Source organism: Humibacter ginsengiterrae (assembly GCF_054780115.1).
Map to the genome: position 1 here is coordinate 96,648 of NZ_BAAGWY010000001.1, position 21,221 is coordinate 117,868.

Genomic DNA, 21,221 nt, shown 5'->3' on the forward strand with positions numbered 1-21,221 from the left:
GTCACTCCTTCGCGCGCACCACGATGGGCTGTGCTCCCGTGTCGCCGCTCACGCCGCGCGCGTAGGGAAGCTTCGAGCCGAGCACCATCCCCATCACGTCGTGGGCGATGTGCTGGGGCGTCATCCGAGCGCGGTCCAGGATGTCGGCTCGGGCTCCGTGCTCCAGGAACTCGTCGGGCAGACCGACTTCGGTGACCGCCGTGTCGACGCCGGCCTCGCGCAGATCCTGCCGGATGCGCGTGCCGATGCCGCCCACCCGGATGCCGTCCTCGATGCACACGACCAGGCGATGACGCGCCGAGAACTCGATGACGCTCGCCGGAACCGGCACCACCCAGCGGGGATCGATCACCGAGCAGCCAATGCCCTGGGCTGCCAGCCGTCGTGCCACGTCGAGTCCCGTCGATGCCATCGCGCCGACCGCGACGATGAGGACATCGCGGGCATCATCCTCGCGCAGAACGTCGACACCGTCGGACGTTCGGCGCACGGCCTCGATCGCCTCCGGCACCTCCCCCTTGGGGTAGCGCACCACGGTGGGCCCGTCTTGGACGGCCACGGCCTCGCCGAGCTCTTCACGCAGCCTCTCGCCGTCGCGGGGCGCGGCGATGCAGATGCCCGGTACGACCTGGAGCGTCGCGAGGTCCCAGATGCCGTGATGGCTGGGACCATCGGGTCCCGTCACGCCAGCACTGCTCAGCACGAAGGTGACCCCCGCCTTGTGCAGGCCGACGTCCATCAGCACTTGGTCGAACGCGCGGTTCATGAACGTCGCGTACAGCGCGACGACGGGGTGCAGGCCGCCGAACGCCATACCGGCCGCGCTGGTCGCCGCGTGCTGTTCGGCGATTCCGACATCGATGACGCGTTCCGGGAACCGTTCGGCGAAGCGGTGCAGGCCGACGGGACGCAGCATCGCGGCCGTGATGCCGACGAGCCGGGAATCCGTCTCCCCCAGCCGCACGATCTCGTCCGCGAAGACGGACGGCCATGACGTGCCGTTTGCCTGGGCTATCGGTTCACCGGTCTCCGGATCGATCGGTGCGACGCTGTGGAACTGGTCGGCCGCGTCGCGCAGCGCGGGCTCGTATCCGCGCCCCTTCTGTGTGATCGCGTGCACGATGACGGGAGCGTCGTAGTTCTTCGCCTGCTCCAGCGCCTCCATGAGGGCGGCGATGTCGTGGCCCTGCACCGGTCCGATGTACTTGATGTCGAGGTTTGAGTAGAGCGCCTCATTGTTGGTGAAGCGTGAGAGGAAGCCGTGCAATCCCCCGCGCATGCCCCGGTAGACCGCACGACCGGGAGCGCCCAGTTTGTCGAACGCCGCCCGGCTGGTGAGGTAGAGGCTCTTGTAGCCGCGGCGGGTGCGAACGGTGTTGAGGAAGCGCGCCATGCCACCGATCGTGGGGGCGTACGACCGGCCGTTGTCGTTCACGACGATGATCAGACGGCGGTCGTTGTCGTCGCTGATGTTGTTCAGCGCCTCCCAGGTCATCCCACCGGTGAGCGCGCCGTCACCTACCACGGCGATCACGTAACGCTCTCGCTGGCCGGTCATCGTGAAGGCTCTGGAGATGCCGTCCGCCCACGAGAGCGAGCTGGACGCGTGCGACGACTCGACGATGTCGTGCTCCGATTCGGACCGCTGCGGATACCCGGCGAGCCCGCCGGTCTGGCGCAGGGTGGAGAAGTCCTGACGCCCGGTGAGCAGCTTGTGCACGTACGCCTGATGTCCGGTGTCGAAGACGATCGCGTCGTGCGGCGACTGGAAGACGCGGTGCAGCGCGATCGTCAGCTCGACGACGCCGAGATTGGGCCCAAGGTGGCCACCCGTCTTGGCGACGTTGGAGACGAGGAACTCGCGAACCTCCGCAGCCACCTGCTCGAGCTGTTCCTTCGAGAGAGCGTCGAGGTCGCGGGGGCCCCGGATCGTCTCGAGAAGGGTCATACCGGCCGCCTTTCGTTCCTGAGCCACGAGTCTACGCATCCCGTCCTCAAGAGAGGCCGGAGGCAGAGGGGCCGGAATCGAATGATCCCGGCCCCTCTCAGATGCTCACTGACGAACGGTCACACCAGACTGCGCAGCACGTACTGGAGGATGCCGCCGTTGCGGTAGTAGTCGGCCTCACCGGGCGTGTCGATGCGTACGACCGCGTCGAACTCCACTGGCTCCTTGCCCTCCGCGGAATGATCGGTCGGAGTGGCCGTCACATGCACCGTCTTCGGCGTTGATCCTTCGTTGAGCTTGGTCAGTCCGCTGATCGCGATCTCCTCGGTCCCGTCGAGGCCCAGGCTCTCGGCGGACTCGCCGGCCGGGAACTGGAGCGGCACGACACCCATGCCGATCAGGTTCGACCGGTGGATGCGCTCGAAGCTCTCAGCAATGACCGCCTGCACCCCGAGCAGCGTCGTGCCCTTCGCCGCCCAGTCGCGCGAGGACCCCGATCCGTACTCCTTGCCCGCCAGGATCACGAGAGGAGTTCCCGCCTTCTGGTAGTTCACCGAAGCGTCGTAGATGAACGCCTGCGGACCGTCCTGCTGCGTGAAGTCGCGGGTGTAGCCGCCCTCCACTCCGTCCAGCAGCTGATTCTTCAGACGGATGTTCGCGAAGGTTCCGCGGATCATCACCTCGTGGTTTCCGCGCCGTGACCCGTACGAGTTGAAGTCCTTGCGTTCGACCCCGTGTTCGCTCAGGTAGTGGCCGGCGGGGCTGTCCGCCTTGATCGAGCCCGCGGGGCTGATGTGGTCGGTCGTGACGGAGTCGCCGAGCTTGGCGAGAACGCGTGCGCCGGCGATGTCGACGACCGGGGTGGTCTCTACGGTCATCCCCTCGAAGTACGGAGGCTTGCGCACGTAAGTGGACTCGGCATCCCACTCGAACGTCGAGCCGGTCGGGGTGGGCAGCGAACGCCAGCGCTCGTCACCGTTGAACACGCTCGCGTACTCGCGCGTGAACATGTCCTGGTTGATGGACTCGTCGATGGTCTTCTGCACCTCGGCGGCGTCGGGCCAGATGTCCTTGAGATAGACGTCATTGCCGTCCTGGTCGGCGCCGAGGGCATCCGACTCGAAGTCGAAGTTCATCGATCCGGCAAGCGCATAGGCGATCACCAGCGGAGGGCTGGCCAGGTAGTTCATCTTCACATCGGGATTGATGCGACCCTCGAAGTTGCGGTTGCCGGAGAGCACGGCCGTCACCGCGAGGTCGTTGCCGTTGACCGCCGCGGAGATCTCCTCGGGCAGCGGGCCGGAGTTGCCGATGCAGGTCGTGCAGCCATAGCCGACGAGGTAGAAGCCGAGGTCCTCGAGGTATCCGGTGAGGCCCGCCTTCTCGTAGTACTCGGTGACGACCTTGGAGCCCGGCGCGAGGGTGGTCTTCACCCACGGCTTCGCCTTGAGGCCCTTGCGGGCGGCATTGCGGGCGAGGAGGCCTGCGGCGAGCATCACCTCCGGGTTCGAGGTGTTCGTGCACGACGTGATGGCTGCGATCGCGACCGCACCGTGGTCGATGGTGAAGTCGCCGTCGCTCATCGTCACGTGCGTCGGCTTGGACGCGGTGAGCGGAGCGTGGCTGTGGTGATGATGCTGGTGGATGCTGCGGGCATCCTCTGGGCTCAGCTCACCGGGGTCGGAGGCCGGGAACGACTCGGAGATCGTGAGGTCGACGAGATCGTGGTCGATCTCGGCGTAGTCGTTCAGGTCGGAGTTGAACTGCTCCTTGGCGCGGCTCAACTCGATGCGGTCCTGGGGGCGACGGGGGCCGGCGATGGACGGCACCACGGTTCCGAGGTCGAGCTCCAGATATTCGCTGTACACCGGCTCGATCTCCGGCTCGTGCCAGAGGTGCTGCGCCTTCGAGTACTCCTCGACGAGGCGCACCTGCGCCTCGGAACGGCCGGTGAGCCGCAGGTACTCGAGCGTGACGTCGTCGATCGGGAAGATCGCTGCCGTCGAGCCGAACTCCGGGCTCATATTGCCGATCGTCGCCCGGTTCGCGAGCGGCACCTGTGCGACACCCGCTCCGTAGAACTCGACGAACTTGCCGACGACCCCGTGCTTGCGCAGCATCTGCGTGATGGTGAGCACGACATCCGTCGCGGTCACTCCCGCGGGGATGGACCCGGTGAGCCTGAAGCCGACCACCTTCGGGATGAGCATCGAGACCGGCTGCCCGAGCATTGCGGCTTCGGCCTCGATGCCGCCGACACCCCAGCCGAGCACGCCGAGACCGTTGACCATGGTGGTGTGCGAGTCGGTCCCGACGAGCGTGTCGGGGTATGCCTGGAGCTTCCCGTTCACCTCACGGGTGAACGTGACTCGGGCGAGGTGCTCGATGTTGACCTGGTGCACGATGCCGGTCCCCGGGGGCACCACCTTGAAGTCGTCGAACGCCGACTGGCCCCAGCGAAGGAACTGGTACCGCTCGCCGTTGCGCTCGTACTCCAGCTCGACATTGCGCTCGAAGGAGTCGAGCGTGCCGAAGACGTCGGCGATCACGGAGTGATCGATCACGAGCTCGGCCGGAGCGAGCGGGTTGATCTTCTCGGGGTCGCCGCCCAGCTCGCTGACGGCCTCGCGCATGGTGGCCAGGTCGACGATGCAGGGAACACCGGTGAAGTCCTGCATCACGACGCGCGCCGGCGTGAACTGGATCTCGGTGTCTGGCTCCGCCTCCGGCTGCCAGTTGCTAAGAGCGCTGATCTGGCTCTTCGTGACGTTGAGGCCGTCTTCGGTGCGCAGCAGGTTCTCCAGAAGCACCTTGAGGCTGAACGGGAGCTTCTCGTAGCCGGGAACCGCCTCGATCTTGAAGATCTCGTAGTCCGTCGAATCCACCGTGATGGTGTCTCGTGCTCCAAAGCTGTTCGTTGCGGAAACGCTGTCGGCTGACACGCTGCCCTCTCCTTCGTCGGCAGAAATTTATCTTGATGTCGAGATAACTCTAACACCCGCTCGGAAGCGGATGCAGGGCCGGTGGACGCCTCGCGCGGCTCCAGGCCGAAGCATCACTCCTCGGTATCCGGGGCCTGCTTCGGCGGGTATACGGCACGTGTTACGAGCCAAGAGACGAGCACCAGCGTGGCGTACAGCGGAACGCCCATGAGCAACTTGGTGAAGCCCAGCGCCACGGTGAGACCCGCGAAATAGAGCGGCAGCTGCACGGCGAGGCGTCCCGCGAACAGGGCCAGCCAGCACGCGGTGAGGATCTGCATGACGCGGCGTTTGCTCCTGCTCGCCCGCCAGGCGACACCGTCGCCCATCAGATAGCCGATCACCAGACCCAGCAGTGGCCATCCCACGAGCATCGACACGAGCATCGCGATGCCGTATCCGGCGTCGATGAGGAAGCCCAGCAGGAAGTTGTTCGCCGCGTTGCCGCTGATCAACGCCAGGATCGCCGATGCGGCGACGCCGAGCAGTCCGGCGACCGCCTGGGCGACGTGCGACTTCGTGACGATGCGGGTCAGCGTGAAGGCGCCGGCCACGAGCACCGATGCCCCGAGCGAGACGGGCATGGCCAACTGCTGCGCCCACGGTTCCCGGATGCTCGTGAGCACGGTGAACGGCACCAGGAAGAGGAGCCCAGGGAGGATGGTCTCGCACAGCCCCCGCACGCCGCCCATCGCGTCGAACAGCGCGCGTCCAGTCGGCGCCTCGCCCGCCGCAATGGCACCGATGCCGCCGCCGGCCGCCTGCGTTATCGCTTTGCCGAGTCCGGCCGCCGTCGTCTCGTCGTCCCGCTCGGAGTGGGAATCGTCGCGTTCGGGCACGATCAGGCGTCGCTCGGAGTGGCCGGCATGCGCAGCGGGATCAGATCGCGGGGCGGCATCGGCTGGTTGCCCCGCACGACGACCACGCTGCGGAACAGGTCCTCGATCTCGGCCGCGGCCGTCGGGTCGATCGCCGCATCGCCGGCGATCACGCCGCGCAGGAACCACCGTGGACCGTCGACACCAATGAACCGCGCGATGCGCGTCTCTCCGGGAACACCGGGCTGGGCGACGGGAATCTCGGCCACCAGCTCCGGACCGAAAACGCCGTCGCGTTCGCTGATACGGCCTCCCTGGTGCTGGATCTGGTCCGCGATCTGCGCACGGATCTCGTGCCACAGCCCGCTGGATCTCGGTGCGGCGAACGGTTGCACCTGGAGCGTAGAGCCGGAGTAGTCGAGCCCGACGGCCACCACTCTTCCGGTCTCCTCCTCGACCTCCAGCCGCAGTTGCAGGCCCTCGCGCGGCAGCACCTTCACGCCGCCGAGGTCGATGTACGGGCGTACCGGGTTGGCCTCGCTGTCGTCGAACGGACCCTCGATCTCACGGTCTTCGGGCGCTGACTTCTCCCATTCCTCGGGGGCGATGTCCCCTGTGTCGCTCACGCGTTCTCTCCTGACTGAAGTGCCGTGTATCCGGTGGAGCCGAATCCGTTCGCGCCGCGCACGCTCTCCGGCAGGTCGTCGACGCTGATGAACGTGGCCCGCGTCACCGGCATCAGAACGAGTTGTGCGATGCGGTCGCCAGGAGCGATCGTGTACGCCGTCCTGGCGTCCGTGTTGAGCAAGGTGACGCGGATCTCGCCGCGATAGCCGGCATCCACCGTTCCGGGGGCGTTCACGATCGTGATGCCGTGCCTCGCTGCGAGTCCACTACGAGGGACCACGAACGCCGCATATCCGTCCGGAAGCGCGATCGCGACCCCGGTGCCCACCGTCGCCCGTTCACCCGGGTTCAGCGTCACGGCGTCCGTGGAGCAGAGATCGGCGCCCGCATCGTCGTGGTGCGCGTACCGCGGTGGCTCCAGCGCCGTTGTCAGCACGTCGACGGATTCGATCACGTGTCGAGGGTAGTGCAGAACTCTGGTCGAATAGACGTATGACCGTGTACCGAGAGCGGCTTTGGGCCGCCCCCTGGCTTTTCGTCGCGACAGCGCTCGTGATCCCCGCCAGCATCATCGTGTTCGCGCCGATCAACATGACCGTCGGGATCGTGTGCGCCGTGCTGCTCTACGCGGGATGCGTGGCCGGCCTCATCGCCGGATCACCCACGATCGAGGTGACGACCGGCGAGTTGAAGGCGGGGCGCGCCCACATCGAACGGCGTTACCTCGGAGCTGCCGAGACGTTCGAGGGCACCGAAGCCACCATGCAGCGCGGAAGGCTTCTGGATGCTCGTGCCTGGCTGCTCATCAGGGGCTGGGTCAGCGGCGTGGTGCGTATCCCCATCCTCGACGAAGACGACCCGGCGCCCTACTGGCTGCTGTCCACTCGACGCCCGAACGAGCTCGCCCGGGCACTCAACGACAGAGCCGGCGACAACCTGCCGCCGGCTCCTCATTCTTGATGAAGTCTCAGGCCGCGCACTCCACGCAGATCGGCCCCAGCTTCGTCTCGTGATCGATCTGCGAGCGGTGCTTCACCAGGAAGCAGCTCACGCACGTGAACTCGTCGGCCTGCGGGGGCAGGACGACGACATCGAGATCGATATCGGAGAGGTCTGCTCCGGGAAGCTCGAATCCGCCTGGGTTGTCGGCATCGTCGACGTCGACCACCCCGGACATCTTGTCGGGAACCCGCTCTTTGAGGGCCTCGATCGACTCGGAGTCGTCGTCGGTCTTCCGCGGCGCGTCGTAATCGGTTGCCATTCCCATCCACTTCTTGTTCATGCGATCCGAAGAAATCGGCGGGCATAGTTTGCATCAGGAGGCCTGGAATAGCAAACGCGCCGCGACCGGTTCTTTCGGTCTTCGGTTGTGCGTTCCGATCAACTCGCGGCGCGCCCCGGTTATTCCCCGGAAATACCGCGATTCCATGGCAGGGTTGCCTCGAACGCAACGAGGTCGAAAGAGGCGTTTCGCATGCAGGATTTGAAGGTCATCGGGATCGAGAACGGCGCTCTGCTCGCCGCGAACGACAGCGGTGAGCGGTTCCGCATCGCCATCGACGAGATGCTGCAGTCTCGGCTGCGTCAGATCAAGCCCGATCCCGTGACGGGGCCCAAGGTTTCGCCACGGGAGATCCAGGCGCACATCCGCTCAGGTCTGTCGGCAGAAGAGGTCGCTTCGCTGACCGGTGCCGCCATCGGCTACGTCGAGCGCTTCGAGGGTCCGATCGTGGCCGAGCGCGAGCACATAGTCGCGTCTGCTCTGGCCGTTCCCGTGCGCACCGGCGCCGACATCGACCCCCTCAGCGAGGGCGACACGTTCGGTGCGGTCATCCGGGATCGCCTCGCTTCTGTCGGGGCAACGGGCGAGCGCTGGACGAGTTGGAAGGAGCCCGAGGGCGGCTGGATCGTCAAGCTCACGTTCGTGGCCGACGATGTCGATCACGATGCCCGCTGGACATTCGAGCCGCGCAAGATGGCGCTCGCGCCGTCCAATGCCGACGCGCACACCCTTTCGCAGCAGGGAGAACTGCAGACGGGCCTCATTCCCCGGTTGCGCGCCGTCTCGCCGGTGCTGCCGGTTCCTGACGAATCCCGTTTCGACAGCGGCGCCTTCACCTTCGACGATGCGCCCGCCGGAGCGCGCCAAGAGCAGTCCAGCGGACGAGCGCCGCAGAACGTGAACAACGCGATCACCATCCAGGCGATCAAGCGCGCCGACGACGACGAGCCGAGAGACGTTCACCAGACTGCTGACCTGCTCGAGGCACTGCGCAAGCGGCGCGGCGAACGTGAGGCGGCGGGACTCCGTGACTCCGGACCGCAGGCGGTCGACATCCCGCTCGACACATTCGACTCCACAGACGTGCCGACGCCTGCCGAGCCACCCGTCGCACCGCTGCCGCAGGCGTCGGATCGATCGGGAACCGGTCCGGTGCGCGGCGCGAAGCGCGGTCGCAAGTCGATGCCCAGCTGGGACGAGATCGTCTTCGGTGCGCGCACGGACGACGACCTGGCGTAAGCCCGCTACTCGAAAGACCTGGCGTAAGCCCGCTACTCGAAAGCACCGAGGCGGATCAGCGGAACTCGTCGCTCCTCCGGTGTGAACGAGCCGTGCTGGCCCACCATGCGCCGGCTCTTCGCTCCTTCGGGTGTTGAGTCGTAGTACGCGATGCGTCCCCGAGCGGCGACGAGCACGTTGCCGATGCGGGGTGCGACGTCGGCGTCCACGGCCGGGCCGAACCATCCCGCATCGATCGCCTCCGATCGGGTGGCGATCCAGGCCCGGTGCTCCTCCGCTTCTCGCCAGGCCGCCGCCAGTTCGTGTTCGTCGGACTCCGTGGCGTCCGGACCCAGGTAGAGCTGCAGCAGCCTCGGGTCTCCGCCGACCCGTGTCACCGACTCGGTGAGGCGAGGAACCGCGTCGTAGAGCACGTGAGACGTCTGGGGTACGTCGAGGATCCCGTGGTCTGCGGTCACGAATGCCCCTTCGCCGGTGCGGAGCGACCGGGCGAGCCGCGCCATGGCCGAGTCGAGCTCCTCGAGCGCGACGAGCCAGGCATCCGATTCCCAGCCGCTGGCGTGAGCGGCGACGTCCAGCTCGGGGAGATAGAGGTATGCCAGCCGCTTGCCACCGCGATCGAAGAGGTCGCGCACGACCTCCACGCGGCGTTCCATGCTGTCGGCGGCGACGTATTCCGCTCCCCGGAGCACGGCCGCGGTATATGAGGAGGAGCGGTAGCGCTCGGGACCGACCGCGTAGGAGGGGATGCCCTGACGCGCCGCTGCCTGGAACACGGTCTCGCAACGCTGCCAGCGCTCAGGTGCCGGCACGCCGTTCCATCCGCTGAGGTGATTGAACACGCGTGAGGTCGTCGGATCGTAACCGCGGTAGCCGACGATGCCGTGCTCGCCTGGCATCCTTCCCGTGCACAGTGTGGCGATCGCCGCGGCAGTGGTCGTCGGGGACCCGCTGTCCAGCGTTGATGCACGAGTGAGCCGCGGACCGAGGAAGCGTGCGTGCCCCGAACGGGCCCGCAGCGACTGGGCTCCCAGTCCATCGACGAGTACCACGACAGCCCTTGCGACCCGCGGAATCGGGATGGTCGGACTCGCTCCGGAGATGGTGGACAGGCAACTGGTCAGAACGTCGGCAAGGCTCGTCGATGACGGGAATCCGGCCGGTAGCATTGAGCCCACCCGGCCAGTCTGGCAGACCCGCGCGGACTGGGATCCCTCCCCGCCGGCGGCGTGTGAGTACCCCGTTTCCGCCCGCACGAGATTGCACGAATGAGCCCAGCAGACAACCGCAGACCACCTCGAACCGCCGCGGCGGAGACCGCCACGCCTGAGCGCATCGAAGACATCGACGTCTCCACCGAGATGCAGAGTTCGTATCTCGAGTACGCGTACTCGGTGATCTACTCCAGGGCGCTTCCGGATGCCCGCGACGGCTTGAAGCCGGTTCAGCGGCGCATCCTGTACCAGATGAGCGAGATGGGGCTGCGACCCGAGCGCGCTCACGTGAAATCCGCTCGAGTAACCGGCGAGGTGATGGGAAAGCTGCACCCGCACGGGGATGCCGCGATCTACGACGCGCTGGTGCGCATGGCGCAGGACTTCACGCTCCGCCTGCCGCTCATCGACGGCCACGGCAACTTCGGGTCGCTCGACGACGGACCGGCCGCGGCCCGGTACACCGAGGTGCGTCTGGCACCGGCTGCGCTCACCATGACGGAGGGCATCGACGAGGACGAGGTCGACTTCGTCCCGAACTACGACAACCAGCTCATGCAGCCCGATGTGCTGCCGTCTGCCATCCCGAACCTGCTGGTCAACGGCGCGAGCGGCATCGCGGTCGGAATGGCCACCAACATGGCGCCGCACAACCTGGTGGAGGTCGTCGGCGCCGCCCGCCACCTGCTGGACAACCCCGATGCGTCACTGGACGAGCTGATGGAGTTCGTGCCTGGCCCGGACCTGCCCGGCGGCGGCATCATCGTCGGACTGGACGGGGTGAAGGATGCCTACGCCACCGGCCGGGGCACGTTCCGCACCAGGGCAAAGGTCTCGGTCGAACCCATCACGGCGCGCAAGACCGGACTCGTGGTCACCGAGTTGCCTTACCTCGTCGGCCCCGAGAAGGTGATCGAGAAGATCAAGGACGGCGTGAACTCGAAGAAGCTCGCCGGAATCTCCGACGTCACCGACCTGAGCGACCGCAGTCGAGGACTTCGCCTCGTGATCGGCATCAAGACCGGGTTCAGTCCGCAGGCGGTGCTCGACCAGCTCTACCGCTACACTCCGCTCGAAGACGGCTTCTCGATCAACAACGTCGCCCTCGTCGACGGCAACCCGCGCACCTTGGGGCTCCGTGAGCTGCTGCAGGTCTATCTGGACCACCGCGTCGAGGTGGTGACCCGGCGCTCCCGGTACCGGCTGGCCCGCAAGCGCGAACGGCTACACCTGGTGGAGGGCCTGCTGATCGCGATCCTCGACATCGACGAGGTCATCCAGGTCATCCGTACCAGTGACGACAGCGATCAAGCGCGCACCCGCCTCATGCAGGTGTTCGACCTCAGCCAGGTGCAGTCCGAGTACATCCTCGAGTTGAGACTGCGCCGGCTGACGAAGTTCTCGCGCATCGAGCTGGAGGCCGAACGCGACACGCTGCTCACCGAGATCGCCGAACTGGAGCAGATTCTCGCCTCCGACGACCGCATCAAGGAGGTCGTCTCCACGGAACTCGGCGACGTCGCCGAGCGGTTCGGCACGCCGCGACGCACCATGCTCACCTCGGCGGCTCCATCGAGGGCGACAGCGGGGGCGAAGGCGCAGGCTGTGCTTGAGGTCGCCGACGCGCCGTGCCGCGTATTCCTCTCCGCCACCGGCCGGCTCGTGCGGGTCGACCTGCAGCCCGATGCCGAGGGAGCCGCACCGCGCATCACTCCCCCCTCTCGGCGCAGCAAGCACGACGCTGTGCTGTCGTCGGTCGCAACGACGAGTCGCACTGAGATCGGCGCCGTCACGAACCGTGGTCGCATCGTGCGGTTCTCCCCCATCGACCTTCCAGGGGTGCCGGCGAACTCGGTGCAGCTGGGTGCCGGCGTTCGGGCGTCCGACTACATCGGCCTCACCGATCGAGGCGAACGCGTTCTCGCCGTCGTGGCGGCGGACTCGACCATTCCATTAGCACTGGGCACGGCGCAGGGCGTCGTCAAGCGTCTGACCCCCGGTGACTGGGCGAACAAGCCGGAGTTCGAGGTGATCGCGCTCAAACCCGGTGACTTCGTCGTCGGCGTCGGCGAGGCATCCGATTCCGACGAGCTCGTGTTCGTGACGACGGATGCCCAGCTGCTGCGGTTCGCCGCTTCCTCCGTGCGTCCGCAGGGACGCGGCGCGGGCGGCATGGCCGGCATCAAGCTGTCGGCCGGCGCGAGTGCGATCTCGTTCGACGTCGTACCGCAACAGGCCGTGCACGGCGCCGTGGTCGTGACGATCGCGACAAGCGCCAGCACCCTGGCCGGCACGAACCCTGGAACCGGCAAGGTCTCATCCTTCGCGGAGTTCCCCGCGAAGGGCCGGGCAACCGGTGGGGTGCGCGTGCAGCGGTTCCTGAAGGGCGAGGATCAACTCGCCGTCGCCTGGGCGGGCGAAGCGCCCGCGCTGGCCGTCTCGGGCGACGGCACACCACGGACGCTTCCGGAGGGCGGAGCGAAGCGCGACGCCTCCGGCACGCCGCTCGACGGAGTGGTCGCAGCGATCGGCGCGCAGGTACGCTGACGCGGCCTACGCGTCGATGCGTTCCCGGCTCAGCTGGTCGCTGCTGGAGATGATGAACTCCTTGCGCGGTGCTACGTCGTTGCCCATCAGCATCTCGAACACGTCAGCGGCCCGTTCCGCGTCGTCCAGCCGAACCCGGCGCAGGAGGCGGTGCGTGCGGTCCATCGTGGTCGTCGCGAGCTGGTCGGCATCCATCTCGCCGAGGCCCTTGTAGCGCTGTGGAGGCTCCTGCCAGCGCTTGCCGGCCTTCTTGAGGCCCCCGAGCACGGCGTGCAACTCCTGATCGGAGTATGTGTAGATCGTCTCATTCGGCTTCGAGCCAGGGTTCATCACGATCACGCGGTGCAGCGGAGGAACGGCCGCGAACACGCGGCCGGCCTCGATCATCGGTCGCATGTAGCGGAAGAACAGAGTAAGCAGCAGCGTGCGGATGTGGGCGCCGTCGACATCCGCATCGCTCATGATGATGACCTTGCCGTAGCGGGCGGCGTCGAGGTCGAACGTGCGGCCGGAACCTGCACCGATCACCTGGATGATCGACGCGCACTCCTGGTTGGACAGCATGTCGGAGATCGAAGCCTTCTGCACGTTGAGGATCTTGCCCCGGATAGGCAGCAACGCCTGGTGCTCGCTGTCCCTGGCACGGCGCGCCGTGCCCAGCGCCGAGTCGCCCTCGACGATGAACAATTCACTGTGCGCTACGTCGGTGGAGCGGCAGTCAACGAGCTTGGCGGGCAGGGATGACGTTTCGAGCGCGTTCTTGCGGCGTTGCGTCTCTTTGTGCGCGCGGGCGGAGATGCGTGACTTCATCTCAGAGACGACCTTGTCGAGCAGCTGGGCCGACTGGGTCTTGTCGTCGCGCTTCGACGAGGAGAATCGGGCCGCCAGCCCGTCACTGACCACCTTCGCCACGATGGCGCGCACCGCGGGGGTTCCCAGTACCTCCTTGGTCTGTCCCTCGAACTGCGGCTCGGGCAGTCGCACGGTGAGCACTCCGGTGAGGCCGGCGAGGATGTCGTCCTTTTCCAGCTTCTCCGTCGCCGTGACCTTCAGACGTCGCGCGTTCTGCTCGACCTGCTGCCGGAAGAACTTCATCAGCCCCTGGTCGAATCCAGCTTGGTGACTGCCGCCCTTCGGAGTCGCGATGATGTTGACGAAGGTGCGGAACACGGTGTCGTATCCGGTGCCCCATCGCAGGGCGACGTCCACCTCGCACTCGCGCTCGACCTCGGTGGGCAGCATCGCGCCGTGGTCGTTCAGCACGGGGACGGTCTCGGTGAAGGTTCCCGACCCGACGAGGCGCCAGGTGTCGGTGATCGCGGTGTCGGGCGCGAGGTAGTCGGCGAACTCGCTGATGCCGCCTTCGTAGGTGAAGTCGGTGCGCTCGGGTGCCTCGCTGCGGGCATCCGTGATCCCGATCGTCAGGCCGGGGACCAGGAAGGCGGTCTGCCGTGCGCGGCCGACGAGGTCGTCGACACTGAACTCGACGTTCTTGCCGAAGATCTGCCGGTCGGCCCAGTAGCGGATGCGCGTGCCGGTCACGCCCTTCGCCACCTTGCCGACGACGCGCAGCTCGCTGCGCGACTCGAACGGCGTGAACGGCGAGTTCGGGCTCGGGTCGCCCGAGTCCGCGAACAGGCCGGGCTCGCCGCGATGGAACGACATGGCCCAGGTCTTGCCGTTGCGATCGACCTCGACATCGAGACGCTCTGACAGCGCGTTCACAACAGAGGCGCCAACACCGTGCAGGCCGCCCGAGGACGAGTACGACCCGGAGCCGAACTTGCCTCCCGCATGCAGCTTGGTGAAGACGACCTCAACGCCGGAGAGACCCGTCTTCGGTTCGATATCGACCGGGATGCCCCGCGCCTTGTCGCGCACCTCGACGCTCTCGTCAGGATGCAGGAGGACTTCGATGTCGGAGCCGTAGCCCGCAAGTGCTTCGTCGACCGAGTTGTCGATGATCTCCCAGAGGCAGTGCATGAGGCCCCGGGCGTCCGTCGACCCGATGTACATGCCGGGTCGTTTGCGAACGGCCTCCAGGCCCTCGAGTACCGAGAGGTGTCTGGCGGAGTAGTCGTTCGTCGCCACAGGATCTCCAGTTGTCGGGTTGCGCCCGGTTATCACAGGTGCAGCAATCGGGCCAACGTTCAGAATATCGGGCCCGCGCAGTGGCCCCGCCACCGACACCCCTTGTGGACGAAGCGTTCGTCCAGCGCCTACGCGCACAGCGAAATGGGCCCGGATGGAGCGTGCTCACGGTGTCCGCGTGCTTGTATGGAGACAACCAACCGCTCAACGTTCGGGTTTTCCAGAAAGGAGCTCAGCATGTCGAACTACGCAGGCCATGTCGCCACCCCCGGTGCCGACGAGCTCCCCACGGGCCCGGCGCTGACCGCGGCAGACCGTTGCGACGCGTGCGGTGCTCAGGCGTACGTGCGCGTGACCGTCAACGGCAGCGAGCTGCTGTTCTGCGCTCACCACGCCAAGAAGCATCACGAGAAGCTCTCCAGCATCGCGACGAACTGGCACGACGAGACGTCGCGCCTGTTCGAAGACCAGAGGGCCTGACGACACACTGACATCGGGAGGCGCCCCTTCGCTACGGCGAGGGGCGCCTCCTTCGTCGTTCACTCGCAATATGTACGCGGGATGCGGCGATCCACTTTGAGCACGATCTCCTCGCCGATGGTGTCAATCGCCTCGGCCCATTCCGTGGCGGTCGGTTCGCCGTCGTCGCCCGGTCCGAACAGCACCGCTTCGTCGCCGACCGCCGCATCGTCCGCCAGCACGGACATCCAGTCCCGGCCGATGCGAAGCACAGGATGCCTGGTCCCTCGGATGCCGGCACCGACAGTGCTCCCCTGGGCGCCGGGGTCGGCACCGCGCCCGGCGATGCTCGAGGGCACGCCATGCCAGCCGCCGATCGGCAGGATGGCCTCGCCGTCTCGCACGTCGACGACACGGGTGCGCAGCGACATGACAGGGCTGATCCCGAGCTCCGGCTCGTGCGGGCCGCCGGCCGGCGAAATGCCGTAGACGAAAGCGCCGACGCGCACCAAGTCATACCGGAACTCCGCGCGCATGAACGAGGCTGCACTGGCGGCCAGATGCCGGTACTCGGGCGCCAGGCCCGCCGCTTCCGCCGAAGAGAGCGCCGAGTCGAAGCGACTGCGGGCCTGATCGTCGTCTTCGTCGGACGCCTCGGAGATGTGGCTCCATACCCCCTCGACGCAGATGCGTCCCTCCGATTGAAGCTGCGCTGCCCTGGTGACGAACGGACGCCAGTCCTCGACGCGCACGCCGTTCCGGTTGAGGCCGGTGTCGATCTTGAGGTGCACGCGGATCGGCCGGGTCGTCGCGGCCGATGCTGCCGCTTCGAGCACACCGCGATCGCCCACACCGAGGTCGATTCCGGCGTCGTGCGCGGCGGCCAGGTCGTCCCTGCCGCTGAGCAGCCAGGCGAACACGCGTGGTCCCTCGCCGACGAGGGAACGCACACGGAGCGCCGTCTCCACGTCGAGCGCGCCGATCCAGTTGACGCCGTGCTCGACCGCGCGGGGCACCAGCACCTCCGCACCATGGCCGTACGCATCGTTCTTGACCACGAACATCGTCTCGGCGGGCGAAACCCGGGAACGCACGGTGCGCAAGTTGGCGTCGAACCGTTTGAGATCGACTCTGGCGTGCGTCAGGGGTTCGTGCGCGTCCGGTCGGCTGGCCGCGCTCATCGCGTGTAGCTCCGTACAACTCGGGGGCCCATGGCCGCAGCGATCTCCACCGGATCGAACCCGGAGATCGACGCCCACTCCGTCACGCCCGGCTCTCCCGCCGCCGGGTCGCCGAGGAAGACCACCTCGTCGCCGGCCTGAACGACTGCGTCGCCGACGTCGATCACGACCACGTCCATGGCGACGCGCCCTATGACTCTGGCGGGGCATCCGCCGACGAGAACGGTGGCAAGGTTGCCGATGCTCCGCGGCACACCGTCGGCATAACCGCAGGTGACCAGTGCGATGGTGCCGTCCTCGGGTGCTCGGTAGATGTAGCCGTACGAGACGCCCTCCCCCGCGAGAATGCGTTTCACCGTCACGACTTGGCCGGTCAGGCGGGCGACCGGCACCCCCGTCGATGTGCCTCCCGGCAGTGGAATGCCGTACAGGCCGCGGCCCACCCGCACGTAGGCGTCGTCCGCGCCGTATCCGGCGAGCACGCCCGCGGTGCCGTGCACATGGCCGGGCAGGCCGGGTGCGAGTTCCGCAGCCTCGCGGAGACCGGTGGATGCCGCGGCGTGCGGCGTGCGCGCATCCGTGACGCCCATGAGCGCCACGGGAGGCAGCGAGTCGGCGATCTGATCGAAGGCGGTGCGGTCGGCCGGTCGGATGCCTCGCGGTGCGCCCCCGCAGTCGATCACGACGTGCGCACCAGATGCGCCGAGCGCGTCGGCATCCTCGGCCTCCCGATGCGAGCCGACCGCGGCCTGCACATCGAGGCCGTTCACGGCCGCACCCGTGGGCCGCAGCGCCAGCAGTGGCGCGGAGACGCCGGCGTCCCGTAGCCGAATCGCCTCGTCGAAGTCCGCGACGGCGAGCAGGTCCGCTCCACCTTCGAGGCACGCACGGGCCACCGGAACGAGTCCGTGGCCGAATCCGTCGTGGTCGACACGGGCGATGAGACCGTGGACGTTCGCCCGGTAGCGGCGCACATTGGCAGCCAGCGAGTCGAGGCGGACGGAGAGACGTCGCGAGTCGGCGGTCACAGCAGCGTGATCTTCGTCATGGTCTCGATACTCCCCGCTTCACTGGACGGATGATCGTTGCTGGGCGAACCGGCTACTGGATGGTCGTGAACACACTCGAAACGTGGGCACGCATACGTTCGGTGGCGCGCTCGGCGAGCCGGTCGAACTCTGCGAGCGAGGCGTCCGGTGTGTAGACGATCTCTGCGTGACGAGCGGCTGCAGCTGCGAGACAGTCTGCCAGCCAGGGATTCAGCGGAAGCAACGGGCCCTGCAGCAGAGTTCCGGTGATTGTACGGGTCTGCACGCCGTCGGGGCGGGACATCGGACCAGTCACGTCGCGCACGATCGTGGCGAACGGCGTGGTCACACCAGACAGCTCGGTTGCCTGGTCCTCGAACCCGGTGAGCTGCCGTTTCGTTCCGTCGCCGTGGGTAGTCTCCGCGATCGCATAGCCGACCCGGCGCGCTCGTCCGCGATGCGCGATCGCAGGAATCAGGCCTACGCCCTCGAGCGAGCCGGTGGCGTCTTCGATACGGGAGCAGATGAGCTCCAGCCCTGCACCCACAGCGAAGAGCGGCACACGCTGCACCCACTCGGACAGCTTCGCCTGCTGCGCGAGAGCATCCGCGTGCACGTTGCGCAGCGCTGACAGCGGCCCGTTGCCGATCACGATCAGATCGGGTTCCGCACTCAGAGCGGACCCCGGTCGGTGCTCCTCGATGGTGACCGGCACGCCGGAGCGCTCCAGCCGTGTTCGAAGGACCTCGACGTTGCCGGCGTCGCCGGTCACGCCGAGCTCGTCGGGGTACAGCTGAAGAATCCGCACTCCGGCGGCGGCGTCCGTCACAGGCGGGTCTCCAAGTCCGGGAATCCGAGGTGTTTGCGAGCCAGCATCATCTGCTCGTAGTTCACGAACCACAGCTTGCGGTCGTGCTCGGGTGCGGGCAGGGCGCGCATGAGTTCGATCGCCTTCTCGAGATCCGGCTCGACGGTCGTGACCGGAACACCGGCGTAGGCGAGCCGCAACGCGACCTGCCATGCCTTCTCGCCGGCGACCACATCCACATGGTCGAGTACATCGAAATCGACGTCGTAGATCCAGGAGATATCAGGCGTTCCCTCGTCGAGGGCGAACATGACCTGCTGAGGCGGGGCGGTCAGGGAGTCGAGGTTGAGCTGAAGGCTGGGACCGTTCTTGAACATGACGAATTCGACCGATTCGTCGCCGAACGGTATGACCTCTCCTCTGCCGTATGCCGGGCGCATGCTGCCGAACGCCTGCACGACGCGCTGCCTGTCGAACGCCTCGCCGAGTACGAGACGCGCCGTTGCGGATGCCGCGGCGGCGTCCACCGCGTAGTGCAGCCCGCGTGCCGGCAACTCGACCGACATCGCGTCGCCGGCGACGGCGATGGTCGCCTCGCGTCCGGCGAACGACCGGACCTCGCCCAACGCGGCCGGTCGCGCTGCCGCTGCTGCGTCACGGAAATCCGGCGCATTCAACAGCCCGTGCTTGCTGCCGGCGAGCACGGAGTCGGATGCGCCGAAGTACGACACGTCCGGAACCGACCTCGATCCCAGGCGGCTCTGCACCCGGCTCAGCAGGGGGTCCTCGCGATTAGTGACGATGTGTTCGCTCGCCAGCACCGAGGCATCCAGCATCATGTCGGCGACACGCTCGGTCTCATAGAAGCGGTACAACTGGTCGACCTGGCAGTTCAGCATGAGCACGGTGCGCGGGCTGAGCAGGCGGGCCAGGTCGACGGCGAACGCCTCGTCCACCTCGAGCACGGCCACATCGGCGGGCAGTTTGCCGCTCAGCGTCACCTCCGACAGCATTGCGGAGGCGATGCCCTGCGGCAGGTTCGCACCGCTCGGGTTCGTGAAGACGCGGAGGCCGTGGGCGCGCAGCAACTCCGAGACCATGTGTGTGGTCGTGGACTTGCCGTTGGAGCCGAGCACGAAGACGACGCCGTGGCTCCACTGCGCGGAGACGTCCTCGATGAAGCGCGGCCACACCTTTCGCACGAGGTATCCGGGGAAGGCGGAACCGCCTCCCCGGAGCCGTGTGGCGAACCGCGCGAGGCGGCCGAGCAGGATCCCGAAGAATCGCCTCACGCGTGGCCTACTCGAGGTAGTCGCGCAGCGACTGGGACCGCGACGGGTGCCGCAGCTTGGCCATGGTCTTCGACTCGATCTGACGGATGCGCTCGCGCGTCACCCCGAACGTGTCGCCGATCTGGTCGAGCGTCTTCGGCATTCCGTCGCCGAGTCCGAATCGCATGCGGATCACCCCTGCCTCGCGCTCGGAGAGCGAGTCGAGCAGGCTCTCCAGTTGCTTCTGCAGCATGGTGAAGCCGACGGCATCCGCCGGCACGACCGCCTCGGTGTCCTCGATGAGGTCGCCGAATTCGCTGTCGCCATCCTCTCCGAGCGGCGTGTGCAGGGAGATGGGCTCGCGACCGTACTTCTGCACCTCGATGACCTTCTCGGGGGTCATGTCGAGTTCTTTGGAGAGCTCCTCGGGCGTGGGTTCGCGGCCGAGGTCCTGCAGCATCTGGCGCTGAACGCGGGCGAGCTTGTTGATGACCTCGACCATGTGCACCGGGATGCGGATGGTGCGGGCCTGATCGGCCATCGCGCGGGTGATCGCCTGACGGATCCACCACGTTGCGTAGGTCGAGAACTTGAAGCCCTTCGTGTAGTCGAACTTCTCGACCGCACGGATGAGACCCAGGTTGCCCTCCTGGATCAGGTCCAGGAACTGCATGCCGCGACCCGTGTAGCGCTTGGCCAGCGACACCACCAGACGCAGGTTCGCGCCCAGCAGGTGACTCTTCGCGCGCTGACCGTCACGGGCGACCCAGCCGAGGTCGCGGCCCAACTGCGACCGCTTCTCCTGGTCGGTCATCGCACCGAGCTTCTCCTCGGCGAACAGACCGGCCTCGATGCGCATCGCCAGCTCGACCTCTTCGGCCGCGTTCAGCAGTGCGACCTTGCCGATCTGCTTCAGGTAGTCCTTGACCGGGTCGGCTGTCGCGCCGGTGATCTGTGCGGAATAGACGGGAATGTCGTCTTCCTCGTCGGCCGCGCGGAGCACGATGGCGCCGGTCGGCAGCGCCTCTTCGGCATCGTCCGTGGTCTCCGCGGTCGCTTTCGGCTTGACCGTCTCCTCGGAAGGCTCCTCGGATGCGTCGTCCGTCGCTTCCACGTCGGCCGACTCGTCGACCACCTCGGTGTCATCCAGCTCCGAGGGCTCGACGTCGTCGGGCTCCTCCTCATCGAGCTCGTCTTCGTCGGCGGCCTTCGCCGGTGACGCCTTGCTCGACGCCTTCGCGGGCGACGCCTTTCCCTTTCCCGCGGCCTTCGAAGTGGAAGCCTTCGTGGCCTTGGGCTTGGATGCCGTGTTCTTGGCCGACGCAGTCTTGGGCGTCGCGGCCTTGGTCGCCTTGGTGGCGGTCGTGGTCGTGGGCTCCTCTACCGTACGGGTGTCAGCGGTTTTGGCTGCCATGGAGTTCACCTTCCAGCCCTCTCGTGCGGCACGCAGTGCGGGTACTGATCGAGGGGGTGCGGGTCGCTTGCGGACACTATGAGGACCCATGTCAAGTCCGGAAGCGATACGCACCGCCTGACGTCGACCGCTGACCGATCGCGCAAGTAGTGGTGTCCGAAGATGAACGGGTCCAATCATCGATTATTGCACGAATGCGAAGCGCTCAGCGCCGCTCTGCCATGACCATGCGGGAAGACTCGACGGAGCCAGGGTTTCGCGCCGTGCTCTGATTGCAACAGTTCGCAGCACCCCGCTATTCCGCTTGACCGTT

17 protein-coding genes are annotated in these 21,221 nt (G+C 67.0%); 4 read left to right on the plus strand and 13 right to left on the minus strand.

Translation table 11 applies throughout. The features are described from left to right. Nucleotide 1 precedes the first annotated feature (1 nt). The 5 genes from dxs to dut all read right to left on the minus strand — a co-directional run bounded on the left by dxs (nt 2) and on the right by dut (nt 6,828). Complete coding sequence (gene dxs / locus ACYVII_RS00515) at nt 2-1,948, minus strand: 1-deoxy-D-xylulose-5-phosphate synthase (protein WP_460529361.1); 1,947 nt, start codon at nt 1,946-1,948, stop codon at nt 2-4. Between the two features lie 119 nt (nt 1,949-2,067). After that, nucleotides 2,068-4,890 (minus strand): aconitate hydratase, encoded by a 2,823-nt coding sequence (acnA, locus tag ACYVII_RS00520; RefSeq protein WP_460529364.1) that lies wholly within the window; start codon nt 4,888-4,890, stop codon nt 2,068-2,070. Between the two features lie 113 nt (nt 4,891-5,003). Beyond that, a complete protein-coding gene (locus tag ACYVII_RS00525; RefSeq protein WP_460529367.1) occupies nt 5,004-5,768 on the minus strand; it encodes a DUF3159 domain-containing protein in 765 nt (254 codons plus the stop codon). A 2-nt stretch (nt 5,769-5,770) separates the two neighbouring features. Beyond that, nucleotides 5,771-6,373 (minus strand): DUF3710 domain-containing protein, encoded by a 603-nt coding sequence (locus ACYVII_RS00530; RefSeq protein WP_460529370.1) that lies wholly within the window; start codon nt 6,371-6,373, stop codon nt 5,771-5,773. Next, complete coding sequence (gene dut, locus ACYVII_RS00535) at nt 6,370-6,828, minus strand: dUTP diphosphatase (protein ID WP_460529373.1); 459 nt, start codon at nt 6,826-6,828, stop codon at nt 6,370-6,372. Before dut ends, ACYVII_RS00530 begins: the two co-directional genes overlap by 4 nt. A gap of 38 nt (nt 6,829-6,866) precedes the next feature. Here dut and ACYVII_RS00540 point away from each other — a divergent pair, with 38 nt between their 5' ends. Continuing rightward, the gene (locus tag ACYVII_RS00540) at nt 6,867-7,334 is read left to right on the plus strand and encodes a DUF3093 domain-containing protein (protein ID WP_460529376.1); all 468 of its coding nucleotides are present in this window, start codon (nt 6,867-6,869) and stop codon (nt 7,332-7,334) included. 7 nt (nt 7,335-7,341) lie between these two features. Here ACYVII_RS00540 and ACYVII_RS00545 read toward each other — a convergent pair whose 3' ends face one another. Continuing rightward, nucleotides 7,342-7,635 (minus strand): DUF4193 domain-containing protein, encoded by a 294-nt coding sequence (locus tag ACYVII_RS00545; RefSeq protein ID WP_146322659.1) that lies wholly within the window; start codon nt 7,633-7,635, stop codon nt 7,342-7,344. 213 nt (nt 7,636-7,848) lie between these two features. On the opposite strand from ACYVII_RS00545, the gene sepH reads away from it, so the two are divergent. Next, nucleotides 7,849-8,895: a septation protein SepH gene (gene sepH, locus ACYVII_RS00550; protein WP_460529379.1), complete on the plus strand. Its 1,047-nt coding sequence runs from the start codon at nt 7,849-7,851 to the stop codon at nt 8,893-8,895. 32 nt (nt 8,896-8,927) lie between these two features. Here the strand turns inward: sepH and ACYVII_RS00555 are convergent, their stop codons facing one another. Then, nucleotides 8,928-10,064: an alkaline phosphatase family protein gene (locus ACYVII_RS00555; RefSeq protein WP_460530488.1), complete on the minus strand. Its 1,137-nt coding sequence runs from the start codon at nt 10,062-10,064 to the stop codon at nt 8,928-8,930. 99 nt (nt 10,065-10,163) lie between these two features. On the opposite strand from ACYVII_RS00555, the gene ACYVII_RS00560 reads away from it, so the two are divergent. Further along, nucleotides 10,164-12,656, plus strand: coding sequence for a DNA gyrase/topoisomerase IV subunit A (locus ACYVII_RS00560; protein ID WP_460529382.1), 2,493 nt, complete (start codon nt 10,164-10,166; stop codon nt 12,654-12,656). Nucleotides 12,657-12,662: 6 nt separating this feature from the next. Here the strand turns inward: ACYVII_RS00560 and ACYVII_RS00565 are convergent, their stop codons facing one another. Then, nucleotides 12,663-14,747, minus strand: coding sequence for a DNA gyrase/topoisomerase IV subunit B (locus ACYVII_RS00565; protein WP_460529385.1), 2,085 nt, complete (start codon nt 14,745-14,747; stop codon nt 12,663-12,665). Nucleotides 14,748-14,984: 237 nt separating this feature from the next. Here ACYVII_RS00565 and ACYVII_RS00570 point away from each other — a divergent pair, with 237 nt between their 5' ends. Then, nucleotides 14,985-15,227: a DUF7455 domain-containing protein gene (locus ACYVII_RS00570; RefSeq protein ID WP_440293372.1), complete on the plus strand. Its 243-nt coding sequence runs from the start codon at nt 14,985-14,987 to the stop codon at nt 15,225-15,227. A 59-nt stretch (nt 15,228-15,286) separates the two neighbouring features. Here ACYVII_RS00570 and ACYVII_RS00575 read toward each other — a convergent pair whose 3' ends face one another. From ACYVII_RS00575 to ACYVII_RS00595, 5 genes are all read right to left on the minus strand, one after another. Beyond that, complete coding sequence (locus tag ACYVII_RS00575) at nt 15,287-16,387, minus strand: alanine racemase (protein WP_460529388.1); 1,101 nt, start codon at nt 16,385-16,387, stop codon at nt 15,287-15,289. Beyond that, nucleotides 16,384-17,415 (minus strand): alanine racemase, encoded by a 1,032-nt coding sequence (locus tag ACYVII_RS00580; protein ID WP_460529391.1) that lies wholly within the window; start codon nt 17,413-17,415, stop codon nt 16,384-16,386. The genes ACYVII_RS00575 and ACYVII_RS00580 overlap by 4 nt, the downstream gene beginning before the upstream one ends. Nucleotides 17,416-17,488: 73 nt before the next feature. Further along, nucleotides 17,489-18,244, minus strand: a complete 756-nt coding sequence (locus ACYVII_RS00585) for a hypothetical protein (RefSeq protein ID WP_460529394.1) — start codon at nt 18,242-18,244, stop codon at nt 17,489-17,491. Beyond that, complete coding sequence (locus tag ACYVII_RS00590; RefSeq protein ID WP_460529397.1) at nt 18,241-19,515, minus strand: MurT ligase domain-containing protein; 1,275 nt, start codon at nt 19,513-19,515, stop codon at nt 18,241-18,243. Before ACYVII_RS00590 ends, ACYVII_RS00585 begins: the two co-directional genes overlap by 4 nt. Nucleotides 19,516-19,522: 7 nt before the next feature. Beyond that, nucleotides 19,523-20,908 (minus strand): RNA polymerase sigma factor, encoded by a 1,386-nt coding sequence (locus tag ACYVII_RS00595; protein ID WP_460529401.1) that lies wholly within the window; start codon nt 20,906-20,908, stop codon nt 19,523-19,525. Nucleotides 20,909-21,221: the final 313 nt, after the last annotated feature.